We start from the raw sequence: 22669 nt of genomic DNA, 5'->3' as shown, positions 1-22669 counted from the left end.
GGTTGGTGAGATGAATTCTCGGCGGGCCGTTCCGCATTTCCGTTGTGTCGGCGTAGGTGCCGGTCCGGCGAACCTGAGCCTGGCTTCATTGCTGCACGGGCGACCGGACGTTCCGAACCTCTTCGTCGACAAGAAGGAACACTTCAGTTGGCACGACGGCCAGCAGCTGCACGGCGCCTTGCTTCAGGTCTCCCTGTTCAAGGACCTTGTGACCCTGGCCGATCCGACGAACCCGTTCTCCTTCCTGTCCTATCTGCACGCGAGCGGCAGGATCTACCACTTCCTCAACGCCAGTTTCGATGCCGTACCCCGCCAGGAGTTCCGCAACTACCTGGAGTGGGCGAGCCGCCGCAACGAGAACGTCACCTTCGGCGAGAAGGTGCTGTCCGTGGAGTTCGACGAGCACTTCGTCGTGCACACCGACCGACGTGTGGTGCGGGCGGACAACATCGCGATCGGCGTCGGCAGCCGTGCCTGGGTGCCGCCGGCGGCCCGCGACGCCCTCGGCCGGACCCAGTTCCACGTCGCCGACTTCGCCCCACGGGCGGCGGAGCTCGCGGGCAGACGCGTCTGCGTGGTCGGCGGGGGGCAGTCCGGTGCCGAGGCGTTCCTCGACCTGATCTCCCGGCCGGATTCCGAGCGTCCCGCTCAGGTGACGTGGGTGTCCCGGCGGGCCAACTTCCTGCCCATCGACGACTCGCCGTTCACCAACGAGTACTACGTGCCGGCCCACTCGGACTACTTCGCCTCGCTCGACGGTGACGCGCGTGGCGCGTTCACGGAACGGCAGGTGCTGACCAGCGACGGGATCTCCGAGTCGACTCTGCGGGAGATCTACCAGCGCCTCTACTTCCTCCGGTTCGTCCTGGCCGGCCGGCCGCGAGGCGGATTCGGCCTGTTGCCGAACCGGCACGTGCGCGAGGTCAAGGGCAGCGACACCAGTGGCTGGGAGCTGACGCTGGACCACCACGAGCAGCCCTTCGCCGCCGAGACGCTGGCCTGCGACACCGTCGTCTGGGCCACCGGCTTCCGGCCGGTCGGCACCGACTTCCTCGCCCCCCTCGCGGAGCGCCTGGAGCGGGCGGGCACGGAGTACCGGATCGACCGTGACTTCGCCGTGCAGTGGGACGGCCCTGCCGACCGCAACATCTTCCTGCAGAACGCGGCACGGCAGCAGCGCGGCCTCGCCGACCCCAATCTGAGCCTCAACGCCTGGCGCAGCCGGCGGATCGCCGACCGGATACTCGGCACCCGCACCCCCGATCCGTACCCGTCCTTCGTTCAGTGGGCGGCCGACCAGCCCGGCGTCGAAGACCAGGAGGCCTGAACACCTTGGAGACAGCGGACATCGCGATCGTGGGTGCCGGCATCGCCGGAGTCATGATCGCCCGGGAGGTGGTCCGGCGCGATCCGGGCCTCTCCGTCCTCGTCGTGGAGCGCGACGCCGTGGCCTCCGGTGCGAGCCGCCGCTCGGCCGGGCTGCACTTCCCCCGAGGGGCGACCGAGCGGGTACGGCGCATGACGGCCTACAGCCAGGACTTCTACCGGACCCTGCGGGAACAGCGGTCCGACGTGCCCATCCACGACCGCGACATGTACGTGGTGGCGGCGCTGGAGTCCGAACCCGGGCTGCGCGAAGTGCATCTTCCCGACGCCGCTCCGGCGGCCGCGGACCCGAAGGAGCTGGTCGTGGCCGGCAGCCCGGTGCTGCCGCCGGCGGGCTGCGGGGTGTGGTCGGTGGCGGGCTGCCAGTACGCGGACGTGCCGGGCCTCACGCGGCTGCTGGCCCGGGAGCTGCGCCCCGGTGTCCGCTTCCTCGAAGGGGTGCGGGTGACGGCCGTGGAGCCCGGGACGTCGTCCGTGGCCCTCCGGCTGGGCTCCGGTGACACCGTGACCGCGGGACGGGTCGTCCTGGCTCCCGGGCCGTGGCTGGCCGATCCCGCGTGGGGCGGCCTGGTCGAGCCGCTCGGCGCCCGGGTGAAGAAGGTCGTCGCCCTGCACGTCGAGCGGCAGCCGGAGCCGGACGCCCCGGTGGTCTCCTTCCACGACGAGGACGCCTTCCTGCTGCCGTTGGGGTACGCCGGCCACTGGCTGTTCAGCTACACATGCCGGGAGTGGGACGTCGACCCGGACGAGCTGCGGGCCGGACTGCTTCCCCGGGACCTGGCCGAGGCCCGTGAGGTCCTCGGCCGCTACGCGCCGGACCTGGCGGGGAGCTGTGTCTCGGGCCGCGTCTTCTGCGATGCGTACAGCACCACGGCCGAACCCCTGATCCGCTCGCTCGACCCGTACGACCGCGTCGTGTTCGCGGGCGCCGCCAATGGATCCGGCTACCGGCTCGCCCCGGCGACAGCCGCGGAGACGGCCGATCTGCTCGGCCTGCCGAGTGGTCCCGCGTACCGAAGGAGCACCCTGTGAAGATCAGTGCCTACGACCCCGCGGCCCTTCGGGCGGCGCTGGGCATCGACATGAGCGACCTGGACCTCGGCAGCCCCGGGCCCGGCGGCTCCGGTGACGTCGGCGTCCACACCGGCTGGGGCCGGGTCGTGCCGGGAGCGTCGTCCATGGCCCACCAGCACGACGAGAACGAGGTCTTCGTGATCGTCTCCGGACGCGGCGAGATCGTCGTGAACGGACAGGTGCGGCACCCGGCCGCGCCGGGCGTCGTGGCGCTCTTCGAACCCTTCGACACCCATGTGCTCGAGAACCACGGCAGCGACGACCTGGTGTTCGCCACCTTCTACTGGCGCGACGCCCGGCGGGCCTCCACCGCGGCCGCGGACGGCGGCGGGGCACGGCTCGGCCACCGTCCGCGGTTCGTCTTCTCGACCCCTCCGACACCCAACGGCGATCTGCACCTGGGGCATCTGTCGGGCCCCTACCTGGGGGCCGACGCCTATGTGCGCTTCCAGCGGATGAACGGCGCGGACGCCTGGCACATCACCGGCAGCGACGACCACCAGAGCTATGTGACCGAGGCGGCACGGCGCGAGGGACGCACCTCGGCCGAGACCGCGGCCCATTACGGCGCGGAGATCGCGGCGACGCTGGCGCTGATGGACATCCACCCCGACCAGTACACGACGACGGCGGGGAACGCCGAGTACGCCGAGGGACTGCGGGCGTTCTTCGACCGCGTGGTGGCCTCCGGCAGAGTGGAGCCGAGGCCGGGCCCGGCGTTGTTCGACGCCGGGTCGGGCGAGTACCTGTACGAGGTCGACGTGCACGGCTCCTGCCCGTCGTGCGCGGCACCGGCGGGCGGCAACATCTGCGAGGAGTGCGGTGAGCCCAACAACTGCGCCGAGCTGGGCGGCGCCCGCTCGGGGCGCTCGGACCTGGTTCCGGAACAGGGCTCGGTCACCCGCTACTCCCTGCCGCTGCACGAGTTCGGCACCGACCTGGCCGAGCATCACCGCCTGGGGCGCGTGCCCGCCCGGCTGCGGGAACTGACCGACCGGCTCCTGGGCCGCGACCGCCTCGACATCGCCCTCACCCACCCCTCGTCCTGGGGCGTTGCCCCGGCCTCGTCGGACGCCGAGGGGGAACAGGTCATCTGGGTCTGGCCGGAGATGTCGTACGGCTTCCTGTACGGGATCGAGGCGATCGGGCGTGCCAACGGTCGCGACTGGCGGGCCGGCGCCCCCGGAGCGGACTGGAAGATCGTCCACTTCTTCGGGTACGACAACAGCTTCTACCACTCGATGCTGTACCCGGTCCTGTACAAGCTGGCCCATCCCGGGTGGACGCCCGACGTGGACTATCACGTCAACGAGTTCTACCTCCTGGAGGGCGAGAAGTTCTCCACCAGCCGTCGCCACGCGGTGTGGGGGAAGGAGATCCTCGGTCCGGACAGCGTGGACGCCGTCCGCTTCTTCCTGTCCCGCACCCGCCCGGAGGGGCGGCGCACGGACTTCCGGCACGCTGCCTACGGGGCCGTCCTGGACGAGGAGTTGACCGGCGGCTGGCAGGCGTGGCTGCAGGACCTGGGCGGCCGGATCGAGAAGGACCACGCCGGGCGGGCCCCGGACGCCGGGATCTGGACGCGGGAGCAGACCGCCTTCCTCGCCCGGCTCAACGGCCGGCTCGCCGCGCTCACCGCGGCGCTCGGGCCCGACGCCTTCTCGCTCAACCAGGCCGCCGACGAGCTGAGCGGAATCGTCGCGGACGCCATCCGGTTCTCCCGGGTGGAGGCGAGGACCGCACAGAGCGAGAAGTGGTCCGACGAGAACCGCACCACGATCGCCCTGGAGCTGTGCGCGGCACGGCTTCTCGCGATGTGCGCGACGCCGGTCATGCCGCGTTTCGCGGAGAGGCTGGCCACGGCCCTGGGCATGCCGCCGGCCAGTGAGTGGCCCGCGACCTCGACCCTGCTGCCCGCGGGCAGCGTCGTCGACCTGAGCGGCCAGGTCTTCTTCACCACGGACCGGGGCGAACGATGAGCGACTCCGTACTCGCCCATGTCCTCGGGCATCCGCCGGCACCGGGCCATCGCCTCCGTTTCATCGGCCCCGGCGACTCCCGCTCCCTCGGCCTGACGGAGCTGTACGAGCAGTCCGGCCGGCTCGCGGTGGCCCTGGCGCGGCTCGGTGTGCGCGCCGGCGACCGGATCGGCATCCTGTCGGCCAACTGCCCTGAGTGGGTGCTGCTCGACCTCGCGGCGCTGCGGCTGAAGGCGGTGACCGCCGGACTGGAGCCGGGGAAGTTCGACCCCGGACCTGCCCTCCTCGCGCGCTACGGGCTGAAGCTGCTCTTCACCGACCGGGACGGGCACGGCGACGGTGTCCTGCCGATCGACGAGGTGTCCAAGCTCGTGGCGTCGACGGAGCCGGACGCGGCACCCGATCCCGTGGAGTACGCCTCCGACGAGTCGACCACCATCAAGTTCACGTCGGGCAGCACCGGTGAACCCAAGGGTCTGGCCGCCACCGCCGGGAGCATCGACAGCTCCCTGCGCGCGGCGCACAGCATGTTCGCGCACGGCCCCGGCGACGACGTGTTCGTGTTCCTGCCGCTGTCACTGCTCCAGCAGCGGTACTGGATCTACTCCGCGCTGCGTCATGGTCACGACGTCACACTCAGCGCCTATGAGACGGCGTTCTCGGCGCTGCGCCAAGCCCGCCCCACCGTGGTCATGGGCGTGCCAGCCTTCTACAAGATCGCCCAGCAGCGTATCGAGTCGCGGGCCCGCAGGGCCGCCGACGGCCCGCCGACGACGGCCGGTCTGCGCGCTGCCGCCGACCGGCTGCTGGGTGACCGCATCCGCTACCTGTGGACCGGCTCCGCTCCCGCGGCCGAGACGGTGCTGCGCTTCTTCACCGACATCGGTGTGCCGATATTCGAGGGTTACGGCCTCAACGAGACCTGCATCGTCAGCAAGAACCATCCGGGTGCGCACCGGCTGGGCAGCGTCGGTCAGGTGGTGCCGGGCAAGGAAGTGCTGTTCGACGAGAACGGCGTGATCAGCGTGCGCAGTGTCCACCCGGTGGCCGACCGCTATCTGTACGCCCCCGAAGGGACGTCCGAGCGGGTGTTCAGCGAACCGGGCATCGTGCGCACCGGTGACATCGGTCATCTCGACGAGGACGGCTTCCTGTACATCCAGGGCCGGGCGGACGACGTCATCGTGCTGGAGGACGCGCGGAAGATCATGGTCCGTCCCCTGGAGGACTACATGAAGCAGAGCCCCGCGATCGAGGAGTGCGTGGTCCTGTGCCCGAGCCGTACGCAGCTGATCGCGGTGGTCTCCCCCGCCGGTGACCCCGCCGACGAGGCGGCCATCGCCGACCAGCTCGCGCGGTCCAACGCCGCCTTCGGCAAGGATGAGAAGATCCGCCGGGTCGTGGTGGCCAAAGAGCGCTTCAGTATCGAGAACGGCCTGCTGACCTCACAGTTCAAACCTCAACGCAAGAAGATCCAAGAGGCCGTGCGGGCCCAGATCGACGACAGCCAGGGAGGCATCCATGCCCGGTGACACACACGTACGGCGCTGGTGGGACACCGCGACGACGACGCTGGAGAACGAGGACGTACGGCTGCGGCCGATCGAGGCCGGCGACCGCGACGGGCTGCACGCGATCGCGATGGATCCCCACATCTGGCGCTACTTCGTCAGCCGCGTCGACGATGACGAGGACTTCCACGCCTTCTTCGACGCCACGCTGGAAGACCACCGGGCCGGACGCCGCGCCGTCTTCGTGATCACGGACAAGCAGAGCGGGCGGATCGCGGGGAGCATGAGCTACGGCAACCTGGCCCAGCAGGACGGCCGGCTGGAGATCGGCTGGTCCTGGCTCGGCAGCGACTTCCGCGGGCAGGGCATCAACCGCTGGGCCAAGTACCTGCTGTTGCAGCACGCGTTCGAACAACTGAAAGCCGAACGGGTCGAGTTCAAGACGGATGCGCTCAACGTCCAGGCACGCAGCGGACTGCGCAACATCGGCGCCGTCGAGGAGGGCATCCTGCGCAGCTTCAACCCGATGCCCGGCAACCGCCGCCGTGACGCGGTGTTCTTCAGCGTGCTGGGCGCCGAGTGGCCCTGGGTGAAGGAACAGCTGGCCAAGAGTCCCAAGGTCTCGGCGGACGCCAGGCGATGAGCCCGGAGCCCGGACCGCGGTCGGCACCGGTGATCCCCTTCGTGCGCGCCTCGGGCACCGCGTACGAGGCGGGGCTGTGCCACGGCCGGGCGCTGTCGGGCGCGCTGCGCTCGTTCCTCGACGACCGGCTGGCCCGCCTCGGGCACCTGCTGCCCCGCCCGGTCACGCTGGAGGCACTGCGCCCGGTGATCGCCGCTCACGACGCGGTGATCACGGCAGCGCTGCCGGAGCTGGCCGAAGAGATCACGGGCCTCGCCGAGGGCGCGGGGATCACCCGCGAGGAGGCGGTGCTGCTGCAGATCCGGCGCGAACTGCTCGGCTACCGCACGGTGCGGACCTCGGGCGACTGCACCACGTACGCCCGTACGGGAACGGGGGCCGCGGCGGCTCCCGTCCTCGCCCAGACCGTGGATCTCAACGGCAACCTGGACGACCGGCTCGCCGTGCTGGACATCACCCGTGCCGGGGGCCGGCAGTCGCTGCTGCTGAGCTTCGGGGGCCTGCTCGGCTATCTCGGCATCAACAACCGGGGGCTGGCCGTGGGCCTGAACCTGGTGCTCGGCGGGGAGTGGCGGCCGGGAGTCCCGCCGTATCTGGCGATACGCCACCTGCTGGACACCGCCGACTCCGTCGCGGACGCCGTCGCGATCATTCGGGAACTTCCGCTGGCGAGCTCACGCTCGTTCATGCTGTGCGACAGGCGGACGACCGCCTGGGTGGAGGTCCTGGGCGACGAGATACGCACCATGACGGGCGACCGGCTGGAGCACACGAACCACTTCCTGCATCCCGACCTGGCGCCGGGGGACCGGATCAACCCGTTCGCCCGTAGGTCGTCGGTGCGCAGGCTGGAGGCGTGCCGACGGGGGCAGGCGGACCTGCCCCCGTCGGCGAGCGCCGAGGATCACTTCTCGCTGCTCTCCACCCCACCGCTCCACGTCCCGGGAAACGGCGACATCCGCAAGGAGCGCACGGTGGCCGCGGTGGTGATGCTGCCGGCCCAGGGCGAACTGCACGTCCGCCCGGCCGATGTGCCGTCCTCGGGGACGCAGAGCTTCAGGGCGACCCCTGATGCCCGGACGGCCCCGGAGGCCGGCGTCAGACGAGCCCGGCCTTGAGAGCCGTGATGACAGCGGCGGTTCGGTTGTTGACCCCCAGTTTCAGGAGCAGTGAACCGACCAGCCGCTTGGCCCCATGGCTGGAAATGCTCATGGCGCGGGCGATCTGCTTGTTGCTCAGCCCGTTCGCCAGCAGCGACAGGGTCTCGGTCTCCCGCGGGGTGAGGGAGACCGTCCGGACGTCGCCGCCGGTGATGCGCGTCGGGTTGGCGGCGAGCAGCCGGCGCGCCAGTGAGGCCGGCATGGGCATCTCGCCGGCCATCGCCCGGGTGATCACATCCTCCAGGGACTGCTGGGACAGATCGGCCAGTGAGATGAAGCCGTCGGCCGGCAGCGAGGCGTACAGATCGCCGTGTTGGTCGGGTACCTCGTCGCCCAGCACCAGGACGACGGGCAGGGGCCCGGAGTCCGCGTGCGCGCCCAGCATTCTCCATTGCTCGAAGGCCACGATCAGTACATCCCACGAGCCGGTGGCCAACTCCGAACAAAGGGTGTCCTGTCCACACGCACGGACCTCGCCGATCCGAGGCAGTCGCAGCAACAGGGCCTCGAGCCCGGTGCGTACGACTTCACCCCCTACGAGTATCAGTACGTTGCGACTCTTCATATCTTTTTCAGCCATTATTCCCCCGTCTGCGCCCGTTCTTGGACCGATTGGTGAAGTGGATTCATTGGGTTGCCGATCGGGCAACTCGCCAACGAATGGAGGCATACCCAAAGGAGCGGCAGCCTCGTCTCGCGGATTCAAGCTCGCGATCCTCCCTCAGCCCGAGATGTAACCTCGCCGCCCGTACGCCCTACCGAAATGTGAAGCTTCCGGGACAGCGAGCAGCCACCCCTCACGCCTTGGAACGCCGAGTAACAGAGCGCGAGGGAACGGCCGCCGCGATGAGCCCTCCGCCTGAAGTCCCTGTCGTCGAACCACTACCCGTCCCGATTTCGGTCGAACCGCCACAGGCTGAATCTCAAGAGGGCGGTTATTGCTGGCTACACCAACTCATCCTCGTCTTTCGCCCCGGCCCCGCAAGACTGATTCAAGCCATCTGGCTTGCTCTGGTCCGAACGATTTCGCCCCACAAGGTCACGTAGTGCGGCAAGGAGGTTCAAGCATCAACGATCCGACAGACTTCCCCATTTCGCATGAGTCTCAATATCCCCGCGAGTCCCGGATTCTTTACTGAGAATTGATTGCGAATTACGGAACGATCCTCTTTGCTTATCCGTCTAAGAACTCGGACTCCCACGCCTCCTTCGGTCCGGGGTTCCCGAACGACCGCCGGGCCCCGGGGACAGGGGGGCCAGGGGCTTTCCGGGCCATTCCTGTCAGGCCCTGCGGGGCCAAGGCCGCCGGGGATGTCCGCCCGGGCCACAACACGACTGAGGCGCCTGTCGTCTTCGACAGGCGCCTCACCCACTGAGCTGTTTCGTAGTCGCCACTGATCGGGTGATGCCGGCGGTGTGCGCAACGCACGAGGCTCCCGTGCCGTTGGGGAGGTGTTCGAGGTCTCAACCCACAAGCACAGACGCCGCGTTGGATCCGTATTCAGCCGCACTCGACCTGCCTCATGCCCTGGTCGAGTGGGTCACCATGCTCATCGTCACCCGCGAGGGTGACCGCCGCTGCAAGCTCCCGCCGCACCAGCGTGCCCTGGCCGGCCTGGTGTGCCTGCGGCGGCACGACACTCTCGCCCAGCTCGCTGCCGGGTTCGGCATCTCCGTCGGCACCGCGCACGCCTACGTGGCAGCCGTCGACGACATGCCGGTCGACCACGCGCCCGGCCTGCTGCGCACTCTGCGCGAGGCCGACCCTGATCACGTTCTGCTCGATGGCTCTCTGGCGGAGTGCGACCGGGTCGGCGACAGCCGGGCCGACCACTCACACCGATCTATCGCGAGGAGAGTCCGACGAGATCCAGGCCGTTGTTCGATGCTCTGCTGCAGCGCGGTCCTGATCGGCGACAGGTTCGGGCCGAGGCGGTTCGGCCCAACCGTGGGCGTCAGCCGCCTCCGCCTCCGCCGCTGGTGTGGTCCGGACCCAGGTCATGCTCCCGGCTCTGGTTCGCGCCGGATCCCCCATGCTCGTAGCAGATGAGCCCCGCCCCGATGAGCAGGACGATCCCCGTAGCTATCAGCGATATCCATGCGCCGGCGTCCATACTTGCGGATGTACCCACCGCTGTCAGTGCGAAGCCTCACCCGGGCCTCCATCGATCCGCAGCGGTTCAGTGGGCGTTGCACAACTTGGCTGACATGCCGGGTGCCTGAGACGACTCTCTCCACATCGTGCGGACGGACCGCGGCAACGAGGCGGCAGGGGCCCTGGCCCGCCGACTGGTGGTCCCGCCGCGCCGCTCGGGCGGTCAGGAGGGCGCTACCTCGACAGGCCTTTACCGGAGGAGATCGGCGCCGACCCGCTCACCGAGGTCGTCGCCCGGGCGCTGGAGCACCTCCACGAGCAGTTCGACGTGGAGAGGCCGGCGGCGCGGGCGTAGATGAGCCGTCGTGACCCCGGCGTCACTCGGTCGTGGCCACGTTGAAAAGGCCCACTGTTTCGGCTATCCGTCACCGCGGTCGGTGCCACCCCCTCCCGGACCGGGGACGTCCCGTCCCAGGCCCCGGCGGATCGCCGTCTCCACCGGTGAGTACGCTCCGTCGGCCCGCTCCAGTTCGTACGGGGCGGCCGGCATCAGTGGCGGCTGGGCCATGAAGCGCGGCCGCCGTCCGTGGTGGGGCTGTGCCGCGTGGACCAGGAAGGGGTGGCACAGGAACACGTCGCCCGGGGACCCGGTGGCGAGGGCCAACGGGCGGTGGGCGGAGGCCGCCACCAGGTCGGGGGCGAGCGTCGGTCCGTCGGCCCCCTCCTCCGCGTACTTCTCCAGCACCTTCGGTACGTCGAGGTGCGAGCCGACCCGGATACGCGTCGGGGCGTCCTCCTCACCCACCTCGCTGAACAGGAACAGCATCAGCAGGGCCCGGCCCCGGGAGCGCAGATTGGTGAAGTACCAGGTCTCACCCTCCGGCAGATAGCTCCCTTCGATGTGCCAGCCCGCGTCGTCCGGCTCGTCCTCGTGCGGGAAGCGCAGCGGGAACGTGCCCAGCGAGTACCGCGGCTCCCACCGCCCCGCGCCGACGAGCAGGTCGTACGCGTGGTGCAGGGCAGGCGAGTTGGGCGCCGCGGCGAACGGGCCCTGCGCCATGCCGGCCACCCGGTGCACGGGCTGTGTCCAGGTCGCCGGGTCGTCAGGGTCGCAGCCGGTCTCCCGCCACAGCAGCCGCGCGCAGTGCTCGGCCACGCGCGGCGCCACGGCGCCCTTCAGTTTCACGAAGCCGTCGCGGAGGAAGCGGGACACCAGGGTCTTGTCATCCATGCCGCCATGGTGCGGCGGCAGCGGACCCGGGCGCCCCACACTTCCCGCACCGTGATTGTCGGGTGCTCACCGGGGCCTCCACCGCCTCGGCCTCCGCCCCTGTTCCTCAGAAGACCATGGCCAGGAGGTCGGCGAACAGCTCCTGCTCGTCGGTCTCCAGGCCGCGGTTCGTGAACCACGTGCACATGTTGTGGCAGTCCCGCATCAGGAAGTCCATGCCCTTCGGGTTGCCGACGATGTCGACCACCTGGGGCAGGTCGATCATCACGATGCGGTCGCCCTGCGCCAGCACGTTGTACGGCGACAGGTCGCCGTGGGCCAGTCCCGCCCGGGCCAGTTCGCGCATCCCGTCCCGAAGCTGTTCGAAGTACGACGCGAGCAGCTCCCCCTTGGGCCGGACCTGCGCAAGGCGTGGAGCCGCACCGCCGTCGCCGTCGTCGATGAACTCCATGAGCAGCTCGGTGCCGTCCACCTGTACGGGGTAGGGCACGGGGACACCGGCTTTCCAGAGGCGGCAGAGCGCCTCCCACTCCGCGTACGCCCATTGCCCGGCCGCCACGCTCTTGCCGTGCGCGGACTTCTTCGCCATCGCCCGGCTGTCGCGGCTGTTGCGCACGCGGCGGCCCTCGACGTACGAGGCGCTGCGGTGGAAGGAGCGGTGTTCGTCGGTGCGGTACCGCTTGGCGGCCAGCAGGGACCGTCGTGCCGGGCTGTCACCGATCTGCTCCACTGCTCGTTCGAGCAGGAAGACGTCGGCCTCCTTGCCGGTCTTGAGGATGCCGAGTTCGGTGTCGATCGCGGCCTGTTCCGTCACCACCCAGTCGGGGCGTGGTTCCGGGCCGCGGCAGCCGCGCTCGACGTCCAGCCAGCTGGACCAGCGCTGGTCGGGGCCGAGCTGTTCCTGGACCGTGTCGAAACGGAAGACGAAGGCGTCGGCGATGTCCGGTGCGGACCCGTCGCCGGCCGGCGCGGCCGGGCGCTCGTCGGTGAAGTCAGAGGATGTGTGGTGGGTACGGAAGACGTCGGAAGACATCTGATGAGCTCCTGGGGAAAGAAGTGAGGCTGACGCGGGCATGCCGCAGCACAGTGACGGACATCTCTTCAGCCTCCTCGGGCCCAGGCAGCACTCGTAGCCGCACAACTCGGTCCAGGATGCAGGCCGCCTCGTCGCCGCACAACCGAATTAACGGCGCCGGGAACAGCCGGTCCGGTCGGCGCGGTTGCACGACCGGGGGCCGGTGCCGCACGGCCGGGAACGCGGGGCCGTAAGGCCGGCCGCTCCGCCGGGACCGATCCGGGCCCCGGGGCCGCGGTACCGCCGCGCCCGCCCGGACCACGCCGTACTCACGCAGGAGGATCTTCATGACTGACCGGCCCTTGACGCTCATGGCTGTGCACGCCCACCCCGACGACGAGGCCACCGGTACCGGCGGGGTCCTCGCGCAGTACGCGGCGGAAGGCATCCGTACGGTCCTCGTGACCTGTACCGACGGCGGTTGCGGGGACGGGGCGGGGGGTGTCAAGCCGGGTGAGCCCGGGCATGATCCGGCGGCCGTCGCGCAGATGCGCCGCAAGGAACTCGAAGCGAGCTGCGAGGTCCTGAGGATCAGCGATCTGGAGACGCTGGACTACGCCGACTCCGGGATGATCGGCTGGCCGAGCAACGACGCCCCCGGGTCCTTCTGGCAGACCCCCGTGGAGGAGGGCGCCGCCCGTCTCGCGGAGCTCATGCGGCACTACCGGCCCGATGTGGTCGTCACCTACGACGAGAACGGCTTCTACGGCCACCCCGACCACATCCAGGCCCACCGGATCACCATGGCCGCGCTGGAGATGGTCTCGCTGACGCCGAAGGTGTACTGGACGACGATGCCGCGCTCGATGATGCAGCGGTTCGGGGAGACCATGCGCGAGTTCCACGAGGACATGCCGGAGCCGGATCCCGCCGAGGTCGCCGCGATGGCCAAGATCGGCCTTCCCGACGACGAGGTCACCACCTGGGTGGACACCACCGCGTTCAGCGGCCAGAAGTTCGACGCGCTGGCCGCGCACGCCAGTCAGGGCGAGAACATCTTCTTCCTCAAGATGGGCAAGGAGAGGTTCGGCGAGTTCATGGGCCTGGAGACCTTCGTCCGGGTCAAGGACTCCACCGGAGCGGCCGTCCCCGAGACCGATCTCTTCGCCGGACTGCGCTGATCCGGTCCGCCGGGGGCTGCCGCCGCGGAGGCCGGTGTGTGCCGGGGCCGCCGCGGCGGCCGTCGGTCACCGTCAGCGGGTTTCCAGGGCGGACCGGCCGACGCTCCGGACGAACAGCACCGGCGTCGCCGCCGTGACCAGTGCGAACATCCCGAATGCCGCCCGGATGCCGCCCAGTTCGGCGAGCAGGCCGACCAGGGCCGCGCCCAGCGGCATGGCGCCGAAGTTGAAGAGACGGGCCGCCGCGCCGTAACGGCCGAGCATCTCGTCCGGGACCCTGCGCTGGGTCAGGGTGCGGGCGTTGACCGACCAGAGTGTGCCGCCCATGCCGCCGAGGAAGGCCCCGGCCGCCACCGCCCAGATGCTGGTGGTCAGGGCGGGCAGCGCCACCATCGCGGTGGTGCCGATCAGGTCGGCGAGCATCGCCCGCCGGGCACCGAGCAGCCGGTTGACCCAGGTCACGGTGACCGCGCCGGTCAGTCCGCCGATGCCGAGGGCGCTGAGCAGAATGCCGTACTGCTGCGGGCCGAGGTCCATGGCCTGCCTGGCGTAGAGCGGCATGACCGCCAGCCAGGCACCCCAGACGGCGGACAGGACGGCGACGATCAGCGACAGTGTGCGCAGCAGCGGGTCGCGCCAGAGGAAGCGCAGGCCCTCGGCGATCCGGCTGTTCACCGGGACGGGAGCCGTACCGGCGGCCGGCCCCGTGGGCCGGAAGCGGCCCACCAGCAGCAGGAGGGCGAGGGCGGCGACCGCGTAGGAGACGCTGATCAGGCCCAGGGCCAGGCCGGTTCCGGCCGCCAGCAGCAGTCCGCCGACGAACGGGCCCGCGAACTCCTGGCCCACCGTCTCGGCCCCCACCATCCAGGCGTTGGCCCGCTCCCGCCCCGCCGGCGGCACCGCGGCCGGGACCAGCGCGGATGCCGAGGTCGAGGCCACCACGTCGGCGACGCCGAGGACCACCCCGGCGGCGAGGAGCCGGCCGAGCGTGATGCCTTCGGTCAGGACGGAGAAGGTGAGCCAGCCCATGGCGGCCAGCCGCATCCCGTTCGCGATCCAGAGCAGTCCTCGCCGGTCGAAGCGGTCGACGAGCACACCGATGTGCAGCGCGACGAGCAGCCAGGGCAGCGTGAGGGTCAGCGAGACGGCCGTGACCTGAGCGGGCGAGCCGGTGAGCCGGGCGGCGAGCAGCGGGAGGGCCATCTTCATCACGCCGTCGGCGAGGTTGGTCGCGGCAGTGAAGCCGACCAGGACGGCGGTGTTGCGAAGGCCGGAATCCGCGGCGGGACCGTCCTTCGACGCCCCGCCGGTCATCGTGCCGGTTGTCCTGGCGCTTCCGGTTCGCTCGGGCACCGCTGTGGCCATGACCATCCCCTCACTGGATCACGATTCACTGGTTCACGATCTCACCGCCTAACGGCTTAGGCGGTGAGAGCACTGTGCCGTACGCCTCCATCGCCGCGCAACCGGTAAAGCGTTTAGCCGGTAGAATGTCTGGAGATTCGAGAGCGGCCGTACGAGATCGGGATACGCGGGATCGGGATGTACGGGATCGGGATGCGCGAGAGCGGGAGAAGGTGACGCGCGATGCTGGAACCACCGGCCTCGGCCGTCCTGGTGGAGGCCTTCGCGAACACGGTCGACGTGGAGGAGGCGAGCGACGAGATCGCCACTGCGGCCGGGCTGTCCGCCTGGCTCAGGGACCGGGGTCTGTCCGACGCCCCCGGTGAGATGCCCGCCGACGTCCACGCGAGCTATCTGGCCCTGCGCGCGGGCATCCGCGAGGAGTTGGGCGCGCACGTCGGCGACACCCCCGACCCGGGCCTGCTCGAAGCGGCCGACCGGGTGCTGGCCGCGCACCCCGTGCTCGTCACGGCACGCGGCCCGCTGACCGCCCCGGCCGGGCTGCCTCCGGAGCGCGCGCCGCTGGCCGCTCTGGCGATCGCCTGGAACGAGCTCAACACGACCGGGGACGCCGCCCGGCTCAAGCGCTGCGCGGAGCACACCTGCGCCTGGGCGTTCTGGGACGTGTCCAAGAACCGCAGCCGCCGGTGGTGCTCGATGAGGGTGTGCGGGAACCGCAACAAGTCCCGTTCCTACGCCTCCCGGAAGCGGCAGGAGGCCGACTAACCGGTCGGCCGCCGGAAGCCGGTGCCCGGGCCGATAACCTCGGTCCGGCCCGTACGGTCCCCCACTACGGCCCTCCCCCACGGCCCCACCACGGCCCTCCCTGGGCCCGCGCGCGGCGAGCGGGCGAGACGACGAGACGAGAGCGGCAGCACTGTGCACCAGTACGAGAAGGACGGACCGGCCATCTATCGCCAGTCCTTCGCCACCATCCGGGCCGAGGCGGATCTGGCGGGCCTGCCGGCCGATGTGAGCCAGGTCGCGGTCCGCATGATCCACGCCTGCGGCATGGTCGACCTCGTGCGCGATCTCGCCTTCACCCCGGACGTGGTGAGCAGCGCCCGTGCGGCGCTGCGGGGCGGTGCGCCGATCCTGTGCGACGTGGCGATGGTGGCGAGCGGCATCACGCGGCGGCGGCTGCCCGCGGACAACGAGGTGGTGTGCACCCTGTCCGATCCCGCGGTGCCCGGTCTCGCGGCGGAGCTCGGTACGACCCGCAGCGCCGCCGCCCTGGAACTGTGGCGCGACCGGCTGGACGGGGCGGTCGTCGCCGTCGGGAACGCACCCACCGCGCTGTTCCGGCTGCTCGAACTGATCGAGGAGGGGGCGCCGCGCCCGGCCGCCGTCATCGGTGTGCCGGTCGGCTTCGTCGGTGCGGCCGAGTCCAAGGACGCCCTGGCCGCGCACCCGTCCGGGCTGGCGCATCTGATCGTGCGCGGCCGGCGGGGCGGCAGTGCGATGGCGGCCTCGGCCGTCAACGCACTGGCCAGCGAGGAGGAGTGAGCCGCCGGCCGGTCAGCGCGGGTGGCCGAGGCGGGCGCGCAGCCGGCTGACGGCCTCCTCCGGGGTGCCCGCCACCGTCACCCCCGCCGGGACCGGCGGCCGGCGGACCACGACCACGGGGATCCGCGCCTCGCGGGCCGCGGCGAGTTTGGGCGCGGTCGCGTCGCCGCCGCTGTCCTTCGTGACGAGGACGTCGATGCGGTGGCGGCGGATCAGCTCGCGCTCCCCTTCGAGGGTGAAGGGTCCCCGGTCCAGCAGGGTCTCCAGGTGCGCGGGGTACGGCGGTCCGGGCGCCTCCACCGACCGCGCCAGGAACCACAGCCCGTCCAGCCCGGCGAAGGCGGCGAGCCCCGTGCGCCCGGTCGTGAGGAACACCCGTCGCCCGAGCGACGGAAGGACCGCCGCGGCCTCCTCCAGTGAGGCGGCCGGGTGCCAGTCGTCGCCCGCGCCGGGCACCCAGCCGGGGCGGCGGAGCGCGAGGAGAGGAACATGGGCGGCAGCGGCACCGGCGGCCGCGTGGAAACTGATCGTCTGGGCGAAAGGATGGGTGGCGTCGATGAGCGCATCCACCCGGTGCGTACGCAGCCATGCGGCCAGGCCGTCGGCTCCGCCGAAACCGCCGATGCGCACCTCGCCCGGCGGCAGCCTCGGCCCGGCCACCCGCCCGGCCAGCGAGCTGGTCACCCGGGACCCCGCCGGCAGCTCCGCCACCAGCAGCCCGGCCAGCCGGCGGGCTTCCGTCGTCCCGCCGAGTACGAGCACGTGCATCGGGTCCCTCCATGGGTGAGTCGACGGGCGGCCGCGGCGCCCAACTCAAGCACACCGGTCTGCGGCCCGGCTGGACCACCGGCGCCTGTGCGACGGCCGCCACCACGGCCGCGTACACGGCCCTGCTGACCGGCGGCTTCCCCGACCCGGTGACGATCACCCTGCCCGGCGGGCAGACCCCCGCCTTCGCGCTCGCGGTGGAGGAGCTGCGCGAGGGGCGGGCCACGGCGGGGATCGTCAAGGACGCGGGCGACGACCCCGACGTCACGCACGGCGCTCTCGTACGGTCCACCGTGCGGCTACTGCCGGCCGGCTCGGGGGTGGTGTTCCGGGCCGGTGCGGGCGTGGGCACGGTCACGCTGCCCGGCCTGCCGCTCGATGTCGGCGAGCCCGCCGTCAACCCGGTGCCCCGCCGGATGATGCGGGAGCACATCGGCAGGGTCGCGGCGGCGCACGGGGGCGCGGGGGACGTCGAGGTCACGCTCTCCGTGGACCACGGTGAGGAGATCGCGCGCTCCACCTGGAATCCGCGCCTGGGCATCCTGGGCGGTCTCTCCATCCTCGGCACGACCGGTGTCGTGGTGCCCTACTCCTGCTCGGCGTGGATCGACTCGATCCGCCGGGGTGTGGACGTGGCGCGGGCCGACGGACAGACCCATGTGGCCGGGTGCACGGGCTCCACCTCGGAGAAGACCGTGGTGGCCGAGTACGGGCTGCCGGAGATCGCCCTGCTGGACATGGGCGACTTCGCGGGCGCCGTCCTCAAGTACGTACGCCGTCATCCGGTGGAGCGGCTCACCGTCTGCGGCGGGTTCGCCAAGCTGTCGAAGCTCGCCGCCGGCCATCTCGACCTGCACTCCGGGCGTTCCCAGGTCGACACGTCCTTCCTGGCCGGGCTGGCCCGGCGGGGCGGCGCGGACGAGGAGCTGGCCGCCGGGGTTGCGGCCGCCAACACGGGCCTGGCGGCACTTCAGTTGTGCCGGGCGCGCGGTGTTCCGCTGGGTGACCTGGTGGCCGTCGCGGCGCGGGACGAGGCGCTGTCGGTGCTGCGGGGCGCGCCGGTCGCCGTCGACGTCATCTGCATCGACCGGGCGGGCGCGGTGGTCGGGCGCAGCAGCGTGCGCTGAAGGCGCCTCCTCCCCCTCTCCGGAGCCCGCGAACCCCGGATCCGGGAACCTGTGAAGTGATGAGCGGGTAGTCGTAAAAACCTTTGTTTCAGGGGGAGTTCAAGGTTTATCTACGCGCGGAGCTACGAGTACCGAACGATCATTCGGGCAAATCCGACGGGTTCCCGCATGGCTATTACCGACTGGTACCGGAAGCTGCTAGAACGGGTGACGCTCCATCAACCCCCCACCCACCCCCCACACTTCGGAGGCCTGACAGCCATGTCAGTACGGAGATTCTGGGCGTCCGCATCCACTCTGATCCTCGCCGCCGTCGCTGCTCTGGGCGTGGCCCAGCCGGCCTCGGCCACCTCCTCGGCCGCCGCCGGCGGGTACGTCGCCCTGGGCGACTCGTACTCGTCCGGCGTCGGCGCCGGGGACTATCTGTCCGACAGCGGTGACTGCCGCCGCAGCACCAACGCCTACCCCTCCCTCTGGGCGGCGGCGAACTCCCCTTCGTCGTTCGCCTTCGTCGCCTGTTCGGGCGCCACCTCGGGGTCCGTGGCGAGCAGCCAGCTCGGCTCGCTGAGCTCTTCCACCTCGCTGGTCAGCGTCACCGCGGGCGGCAATGACGTCGGGTTCGCCGATGTCATGCAGGACTGCGTGCTGTCCGGCGAGGCCACCTGCCTCGCCGCCGTGAACGGGGCTGTCGGGAAGATGAACAGCACACTTCCGTCCGGTCTGAGCTCGCTCTACTCGTCCATCCACGCGAAGGCGCCCGCGGCGCATGTCGTGGTGCTGGGCTACCCCCGGTTCTACAAGATCGGCGGCAATTGCATCGCCGGTCTCTCGGAGGCGGAGCGCACCGCCATCAACGACGCGTCCGACGTGCTGAACGGCGTCATCGCCAAGCAGGCGGCGAATGCCGGGTTCACCTTCTCCAGCGTCGTCGACGAGTTCACCGGGCACGAGCTGTGCTCCGGTGACGCATGGATCCACAGCGTCTCGATCCCGGTCTACAACTCGTACCACCCCAAGGCCGTGGGACAGTCGGGCGGCTATCTGCCCGCCTTCAGTTCGGTCGCGTAGCTGTACGGAAGCGGAGGCGCGGCATCACTCCGGAGTTCCCGGCTCCGGAGTGATGCCGCGCCTCCGTCGTGTTCAGGTACGGGCGGCGGCCGCGCGCCGGTGCAGTGCCGAGGCGGTCGCCGCGGCCAGCACGGACGCGGCGGCCGCCGCCCACCAGCCCTGGCGGAACCCGTCCACGGCGAGCGCCGGGGTACGCGGGGCGCCCAGCAGGGTGACCATCAGGGCGACGCCGAGGACGGAGCCGGTCTGGCGGGCCATCGTGGTCACCGCCGAGCCGGTGGCGAACCGGGTCGGCGGCAGCGCCGCCGCAGCCGCGCCGACCAGGGTGGGGAGCGCGAGTCCCACCCCGACACCGGTGATCATCATGCCGGGCAGGAAGCCGGACGCGTAGTGCGGAGCCACGCCGAGCGCCACGGCCCACCAGGCCAGCCCCGTCCCGAACAGCAGACAGCCCAGGGCGGCGGTGCCGCCGGCACCGAGCCGGCGGACGACCGGCCCCGACGCCACCGCCAGCAGCGGGACGACCAACGGCCCCGGGGCGATGGCCAGTCCGGTCCGGATCGCCGAGTACCCCCACACCTGCTGGCACCAGAGCACCGAGGTGAGCAGCATCGCCGCGAAGGCTGCCGTGAAGAGCAGCGCGGCGAGCGTCGCGGCGGCGAAGGAGGGCGTACGCAGCAGCGGCAGCTCGACGACGGGGGCGGGGTGCCGGGCCGAGCGGAGCCAGAAGGCCGCGGTGAGCAGTACGGCGGCCGCCAGCGAGCCCAGCACGCGCGCCGAACCCCAGCCCCAGACATCGGCCTTGACCAGGCCCAGCGCCAGGGCGCCGATGGCGAGGGTGAGCAGAACGGCTCCGGCCAGGTCGGGGAAGGGCCCTTCGCGGTGCGGGCGGGCGTCCGGCAGCAGCCGCGCTCCGGCGACCAGCCCGGCCACGCCGACCGGCACGTTGACGAGGAACACCCAGCGCCAGTCCGCCGCCACCAGCAGCCCGCCGATGACGGGCCCGAGCCCGGCGGCTATCCCGCCGATCGCGGCCCAGCCGCGGATGGCCCGGGGGCGCCGCCCGGGCGGGGTGGTGACGAGCAGCAGCGCCAGCGAGGTCGGCATGAGCGCGGCGGCCCCGACGGCCTGGAGCGCGCGGGCGGCGACCAGCCATCCGACGCCGGTGGCGAGCGCGCAGAGCGCGGAGGCGACGGTGAAGACGCCGAGCCCGAGCAGGAACCCCCGGCGGTGCCCGAAGCGGTCGGCCAGCCGGCCGGCGACGACCAGCAGGGCGGCGAAGACGATCGCGTACGCGTTGAGGACCCAGGACAGCGAGGCCAGGGAGCTGCCGTCGAACGCGGCACCCAGGGCGGGGACCGCGACATTGACGATGAACAGGTCGAGATTCACGACGAAGACACCGGCCGAGACGATCCACACGGTGGCGCGCGGGGCGGCGGGGACGGGGGTCTCCACAGGGGGCGCGGCGGCCCCGGGCAGGGGTGAGTTTGATTCTCCAACCGTCATGACGGCAAGGTAGCGCCAGTGAGTTTGAGATGGCAACCTTGTAGGGATGAGTGCCGCACGCGATTCCGAAGCCCCCGCCGGCTCACCAGCCGGCACCCCCGCAGACTCCCCCGCCGCGGTGGCGGCGGGGCTGCCCGGCCGGCCCTGCTCCGCCGCGGCCGCACTGCATGTGGTGGGTGAGAAGTGGGCGCTGCTCGCGGTGCGGGAGATCTTCTTCGGCAACCACCGGTTCGAGGCGATCGCGCGCAACACGGGCGCGCCGCGCGACCGGCTGGCGGCCCGGCTGCGCTCACTGGAACAGGCGGACGTGGTCGAGCGCCGCCCGTACAACGAGCGGCCGCCGCGCCACGAGTACCACCTCACCGAGTCGGGGCGCGCGCTCGCTCCGGTGATCCGGGCGCTGCTGGACTGGGGCGACCGGTGGGTGCGGGAGGACCGGCCGGTGGTGATGGTCCACGAACCGGACGCCCCTGAACGGCACGCTCACGAACCGGACGCTGTTGAGCCGGGCACCGGCGCGGACGGCCGCGGGCGTCATGCGCACGACCTGGACGCGGCATGGGTGTGCCGGACATGCGGCCAGGAGATCGCGATGAACACGCTCAGCGTGGACGTCCGAGCCCCCGGGTGGGACCGGGCGGGCCCCGTTCCGGCCGGCTGAGGGTCGTACCGCTCGGCTCAGTACCGCTCGACGAGGTGTTCGCGGCCGGCCGGGGGTTCGTAGGGCTCGGGCCAGAAGTCGGTGATCCCGTCGATCCGGCCCTGCGCGTCGAACGTGAAGAAGTGGACGGCGTGCAGTTCCTGTCCGTCGACCGTGAACAGCGTCCGGACGGCGACCTGCCGCCCGTCCCGGTCGGCCACGATCCGCTCGACGCGCGCCCGCCAGTCCCCCGGGTACTCCCGGTTGAAGGCCAGGTACGGCTCCTTGCCGCGGATCCGCTCACGCGTCTGAGGCAGGTCGTACACCACCTCGTCGGCCAGTGTCGCCGCGAAGGTGTCCCAGTCACGGAGATCGGCCGCGGTCCAGTAACGCCCGACCGTGGCACGCGGATCAGCGGTCGGCCCGGCGGACGAGTCAGCAGACGTGGTCATGAATCCGAGTCTGGACCCCACCACTGACAATCGGGCTCACGCTTGACAGCCGGCCCCGCGGCCCGCCCCGCCCCCTACCGGGACGGGGCCGGCCGCGTCGCCTTGATCGAGTACATCAGCGGGATCCGCGGCCGCTCCGCCGGGAAGCGGAAGAAGCCGTCCGACTGGTGCTCCAGCACCGGGAAGCGGGCGAAGAGCGAGGCGTCGTGCTCGTGCAGGAACTCGATCCGCAGACCGGCCGCGCACAGGGCGGAGACCACGCTGCCCACCGGATGCTGCCACTCGACGCTGCGGTTGTGGACGGTCGGCGCGTCGAAGTCGGCGTACGTGCCCGGCGTCTCGTCCACCCACGCGTCACGGCTGAAGTAGTCGTGCACGATCCTCGATCCGGTCGCGTCGTCGAGGCAGTCGGTGAACGGATGGAACTCCGCCAGATAGAGGAACCCGCCGGGTGCGACGAGCGAGGCCGCCGTCTCGGCCCAGCGGTCCATGTCGGGCAGCCAGTTCAGCGCGCCGATCCCCGTGTAGACGATGTCGTACGAGGAGTCCGGCACGGCCTCGGCCGCGTCGTGGACGTCGGCGGCGACGAACGCCGCCCGGTCCGGACCGAGGCCCAGGTCGCGGGCGAGCGAGCGGGCGGTCTCGACGGCCGGTTCGGAGAAGTCGAGGCCGACGACCTGCGCGGCGCCGTGCCGGGCCCAGGACAGGGTGTCGACCCCGATGTGGCACTGCAGGTGCAGCAGCGTCCGCCCGGTCACGTCCCCGACCTCCGCCAGCTCGAAGGGGCGCAGGGCCTCCTTGCCCGCGCGGAAGGCGTCGAGGTCGTAGAAGTCGCTTTCGGCGTGGATGGGCACACGCTCATCCCACATCGCGCGGTTGGCCTCGCGCCAGTCGGCGGGTGTCGGGGAAGGCATGTCCGC

20 protein-coding genes and 2 pseudogenes are annotated in these 22669 nt (G+C 71.2%); 14 read left to right on the top strand and 8 right to left on the bottom strand.

The annotated features are described in order from the left end of the window. Nucleotides 1–10 precede the first annotated feature (10 nt). The 6 genes from OG521_21625 to OG521_21600 are packed head-to-tail and all read left to right on the top strand — an operon-like array spanning nucleotide 11 to nucleotide 7711. On the top strand, nucleotides 11–1327 hold the full coding sequence (locus OG521_21625) for a SidA/IucD/PvdA family monooxygenase (GenBank protein WUW23236.1): 1317 nt from the start codon (nucleotides 11–13) through the stop codon (nucleotides 1325–1327). Nucleotides 1328–1332: 5 nt separating this feature from the next. After that, nucleotides 1333–2418 carry an FAD-binding oxidoreductase gene (locus tag OG521_21620; protein WUW23235.1) on the top strand — a complete coding sequence of 362 codons (1086 nt, stop codon included), beginning with the start codon at nucleotides 1333–1335 and terminating at the stop codon, nucleotides 2416–2418. Beyond that, nucleotides 2415–4439, top strand: coding sequence for a class I tRNA ligase family protein (locus tag OG521_21615; GenBank protein WUW23234.1), 2025 nt, complete (start codon nucleotides 2415–2417; stop codon nucleotides 4437–4439). Before OG521_21620 ends, OG521_21615 begins: the two co-directional genes overlap by 4 nt. Next, nucleotides 4436–5971: an AMP-binding protein gene (locus OG521_21610; protein ID WUW23233.1), complete on the top strand. Its 1536-nt coding sequence runs from the start codon at nucleotides 4436–4438 to the stop codon at nucleotides 5969–5971. Before OG521_21615 ends, OG521_21610 begins: the two co-directional genes overlap by 4 nt. Beyond that, nucleotides 5961–6593 carry a GNAT family N-acetyltransferase gene (locus OG521_21605; protein ID WUW23232.1) on the top strand — a complete coding sequence of 211 codons (633 nt, stop codon included), beginning with the start codon at nucleotides 5961–5963 and terminating at the stop codon, nucleotides 6591–6593. Before OG521_21610 ends, OG521_21605 begins: the two co-directional genes overlap by 11 nt. After that, nucleotides 6590–7711 (top strand): C45 family peptidase, encoded by a 1122-nt coding sequence (locus tag OG521_21600; protein WUW23231.1) that lies wholly within the window; start codon nucleotides 6590–6592, stop codon nucleotides 7709–7711. The genes OG521_21605 and OG521_21600 overlap by 4 nt, the downstream gene beginning before the upstream one ends. Here OG521_21600 and OG521_21595 read toward each other — a convergent pair. Next, nucleotides 7692–8159, bottom strand: coding sequence for a response regulator transcription factor (locus tag OG521_21595; GenBank protein WUW23230.1), 468 nt, complete (start codon nucleotides 8157–8159; stop codon nucleotides 7692–7694). The two genes, OG521_21600 and OG521_21595, sit on opposite strands and share 20 nt — an antisense overlap. Nucleotides 8160–9242: 1083 nt before the next feature. On the opposite strand from OG521_21595, the pseudogene OG521_21590 reads away from it, so the two are divergent. Beyond that, nucleotides 9243–9596 (top strand): annotated as a pseudogene (locus OG521_21590) (transposase family protein). 389 nt (nucleotides 9597–9985) lie between these two features. After that, a pseudogene (locus OG521_21585) lies at nucleotides 9986–10200 on the top strand (AraC family transcriptional regulator). 66 nt (nucleotides 10201–10266) lie between these two features. On the opposite strand, the gene OG521_21580 reads toward OG521_21585, so the two are convergent. Then, complete coding sequence (locus OG521_21580; protein ID WUW23229.1) at nucleotides 10267–11079, bottom strand: phytanoyl-CoA dioxygenase family protein; 813 nt, start codon at nucleotides 11077–11079, stop codon at nucleotides 10267–10269. A gap of 106 nt (nucleotides 11080–11185) precedes the next feature. After that, nucleotides 11186–12112 (bottom strand): serine/threonine protein kinase, encoded by a 927-nt coding sequence (locus OG521_21575; protein ID WUW23228.1) that lies wholly within the window; start codon nucleotides 12110–12112, stop codon nucleotides 11186–11188. Nucleotides 12113–12441: 329 nt separating this feature from the next. Here OG521_21575 and OG521_21570 point away from each other — a divergent pair, with 329 nt between their 5' ends. Next, a complete protein-coding gene (locus OG521_21570; GenBank protein WUW23227.1) occupies nucleotides 12442–13275 on the top strand; it encodes a PIG-L family deacetylase in 834 nt (277 codons plus the stop codon). 72 nt (nucleotides 13276–13347) lie between these two features. On the opposite strand, the gene OG521_21565 is transcribed toward OG521_21570, so the two are convergent. Continuing rightward, nucleotides 13348–14589: an MFS transporter gene (locus tag OG521_21565; GenBank protein ID WUW26759.1), complete on the bottom strand. Its 1242-nt coding sequence runs from the start codon at nucleotides 14587–14589 to the stop codon at nucleotides 13348–13350. Between the two features lie 273 nt (nucleotides 14590–14862). Between OG521_21565 and OG521_21560 the strand changes: the two genes are divergently transcribed. Both OG521_21560 and OG521_21555 read left to right on the top strand, forming a co-directional pair. Continuing rightward, the gene (locus OG521_21560) at nucleotides 14863–15405 is read left to right on the top strand and encodes a CGNR zinc finger domain-containing protein (protein ID WUW23226.1); all 543 of its coding nucleotides are present in this window, start codon (nucleotides 14863–14865) and stop codon (nucleotides 15403–15405) included. A 153-nt stretch (nucleotides 15406–15558) separates the two neighbouring features. Further along, entirely contained in the window at nucleotides 15559–16185 is a 627-nt protein-coding gene (locus tag OG521_21555; GenBank protein ID WUW23225.1) for a precorrin-8X methylmutase, read from the top strand. Between the two features lie 12 nt (nucleotides 16186–16197). Here the strand turns inward: OG521_21555 and OG521_21550 are convergent, their stop codons facing one another. Beyond that, nucleotides 16198–16953, bottom strand: coding sequence for a cobalt-precorrin-6A reductase (locus OG521_21550; protein ID WUW23224.1), 756 nt, complete (start codon nucleotides 16951–16953; stop codon nucleotides 16198–16200). A gap of 11 nt (nucleotides 16954–16964) precedes the next feature. Between OG521_21550 and OG521_21545 the strand changes: the two genes are divergently transcribed. Further along, the gene (locus OG521_21545) at nucleotides 16965–18080 is read left to right on the top strand and encodes a cobalt-precorrin-5B (C(1))-methyltransferase (GenBank protein WUW23223.1); all 1116 of its coding nucleotides are present in this window, start codon (nucleotides 16965–16967) and stop codon (nucleotides 18078–18080) included. A gap of 261 nt (nucleotides 18081–18341) precedes the next feature. Continuing rightward, on the top strand, nucleotides 18342–19148 hold the full coding sequence (locus OG521_21540; GenBank protein ID WUW23222.1) for an SGNH/GDSL hydrolase family protein: 807 nt from the start codon (nucleotides 18342–18344) through the stop codon (nucleotides 19146–19148). A gap of 72 nt (nucleotides 19149–19220) precedes the next feature. Here the strand turns inward: OG521_21540 and OG521_21535 are convergent, their stop codons facing one another. After that, nucleotides 19221–20657, bottom strand: a complete 1437-nt coding sequence (locus OG521_21535) for an MFS transporter (GenBank protein ID WUW23221.1) — start codon at nucleotides 20655–20657, stop codon at nucleotides 19221–19223. 46 nt (nucleotides 20658–20703) lie between these two features. On the opposite strand from OG521_21535, the gene OG521_21530 reads away from it, so the two are divergent. Further along, a complete protein-coding gene (locus tag OG521_21530; protein ID WUW23220.1) occupies nucleotides 20704–21318 on the top strand; it encodes a helix-turn-helix transcriptional regulator in 615 nt (204 codons plus the stop codon). Between the two features lie 17 nt (nucleotides 21319–21335). Here the strand turns inward: OG521_21530 and OG521_21525 are convergent, their stop codons facing one another. Next, nucleotides 21336–21749, bottom strand: a complete 414-nt coding sequence (locus tag OG521_21525; protein WUW23219.1) for a nuclear transport factor 2 family protein — start codon at nucleotides 21747–21749, stop codon at nucleotides 21336–21338. Nucleotides 21750–21823: 74 nt separating this feature from the next. After that, nucleotides 21824–22663 (bottom strand): class I SAM-dependent methyltransferase, encoded by an 840-nt coding sequence (locus OG521_21520; protein ID WUW23218.1) that lies wholly within the window; start codon nucleotides 22661–22663, stop codon nucleotides 21824–21826. Nucleotides 22664–22669: the final 6 nt, after the last annotated feature.

Origin of the sequence: Streptomyces sp. NBC_01463 (assembly GCA_036227345.1) — a bacterium.
Classification (GTDB): Bacteria; Actinomycetota; Actinomycetes; order Streptomycetales; family Streptomycetaceae; genus Streptomyces.
The sequence above is the reverse complement of the archived record's forward strand: the minus strand, read 5'-3'. Positions and strand labels throughout refer to the sequence as shown.

Excerpts from the sequence above, each read along its gene's own strand:
- OG521_21560 (WUW23226.1), top strand. The coding sequence starts at position 14,863 with ATGCTGGAACCACCGGCCTCGGCCGTCCTGGTGGAGGCCTTCGCGAAC.
- OG521_21535 (WUW23221.1), bottom strand. The coding sequence starts at position 20,657 with ATGACGGTTGGAGAATCAAACTCACCCCTGCCCGGGGCCGCCGCGCCC.
- OG521_21605 (WUW23232.1), top strand. The coding sequence starts at position 5,961 with ATGCCCGGTGACACACACGTACGGCGCTGGTGGGACACCGCGACGACG.
- OG521_21550 (WUW23224.1), bottom strand. The coding sequence starts at position 16,953 with ATGCACGTGCTCGTACTCGGCGGGACGACGGAAGCCCGCCGGCTGGCC.
- OG521_21530 (WUW23220.1), top strand. The coding sequence starts at position 20,704 with ATGAGTGCCGCACGCGATTCCGAAGCCCCCGCCGGCTCACCAGCCGGC.
- OG521_21610 (WUW23233.1), top strand. The coding sequence starts at position 4,436 with ATGAGCGACTCCGTACTCGCCCATGTCCTCGGGCATCCGCCGGCACCG.
- OG521_21540 (WUW23222.1), top strand. The coding sequence starts at position 18,342 with ATGTCAGTACGGAGATTCTGGGCGTCCGCATCCACTCTGATCCTCGCC.
- OG521_21625 (WUW23236.1), top strand. The coding sequence starts at position 11 with ATGAATTCTCGGCGGGCCGTTCCGCATTTCCGTTGTGTCGGCGTAGGT.
- OG521_21520 (WUW23218.1), bottom strand. The coding sequence starts at position 22,663 with ATGCCTTCCCCGACACCCGCCGACTGGCGCGAGGCCAACCGCGCGATG.
- OG521_21575 (WUW23228.1), bottom strand. The coding sequence starts at position 12,112 with ATGTCTTCCGACGTCTTCCGTACCCACCACACATCCTCTGACTTCACC.
- OG521_21580 (WUW23229.1), bottom strand. The coding sequence starts at position 11,079 with ATGGATGACAAGACCCTGGTGTCCCGCTTCCTCCGCGACGGCTTCGTG.
- OG521_21545 (WUW23223.1), top strand. The coding sequence starts at position 16,965 with ATGGGTGAGTCGACGGGCGGCCGCGGCGCCCAACTCAAGCACACCGGT.
- OG521_21565 (WUW26759.1), bottom strand. The coding sequence starts at position 14,589 with ATGACCGGCGGGGCGTCGAAGGACGGTCCCGCCGCGGATTCCGGCCTT.
- OG521_21525 (WUW23219.1), bottom strand. The coding sequence starts at position 21,749 with ATGACCACGTCTGCTGACTCGTCCGCCGGGCCGACCGCTGATCCGCGT.
- OG521_21600 (WUW23231.1), top strand. The coding sequence starts at position 6,590 with ATGAGCCCGGAGCCCGGACCGCGGTCGGCACCGGTGATCCCCTTCGTG.
- OG521_21570 (WUW23227.1), top strand. The coding sequence starts at position 12,442 with ATGACTGACCGGCCCTTGACGCTCATGGCTGTGCACGCCCACCCCGAC.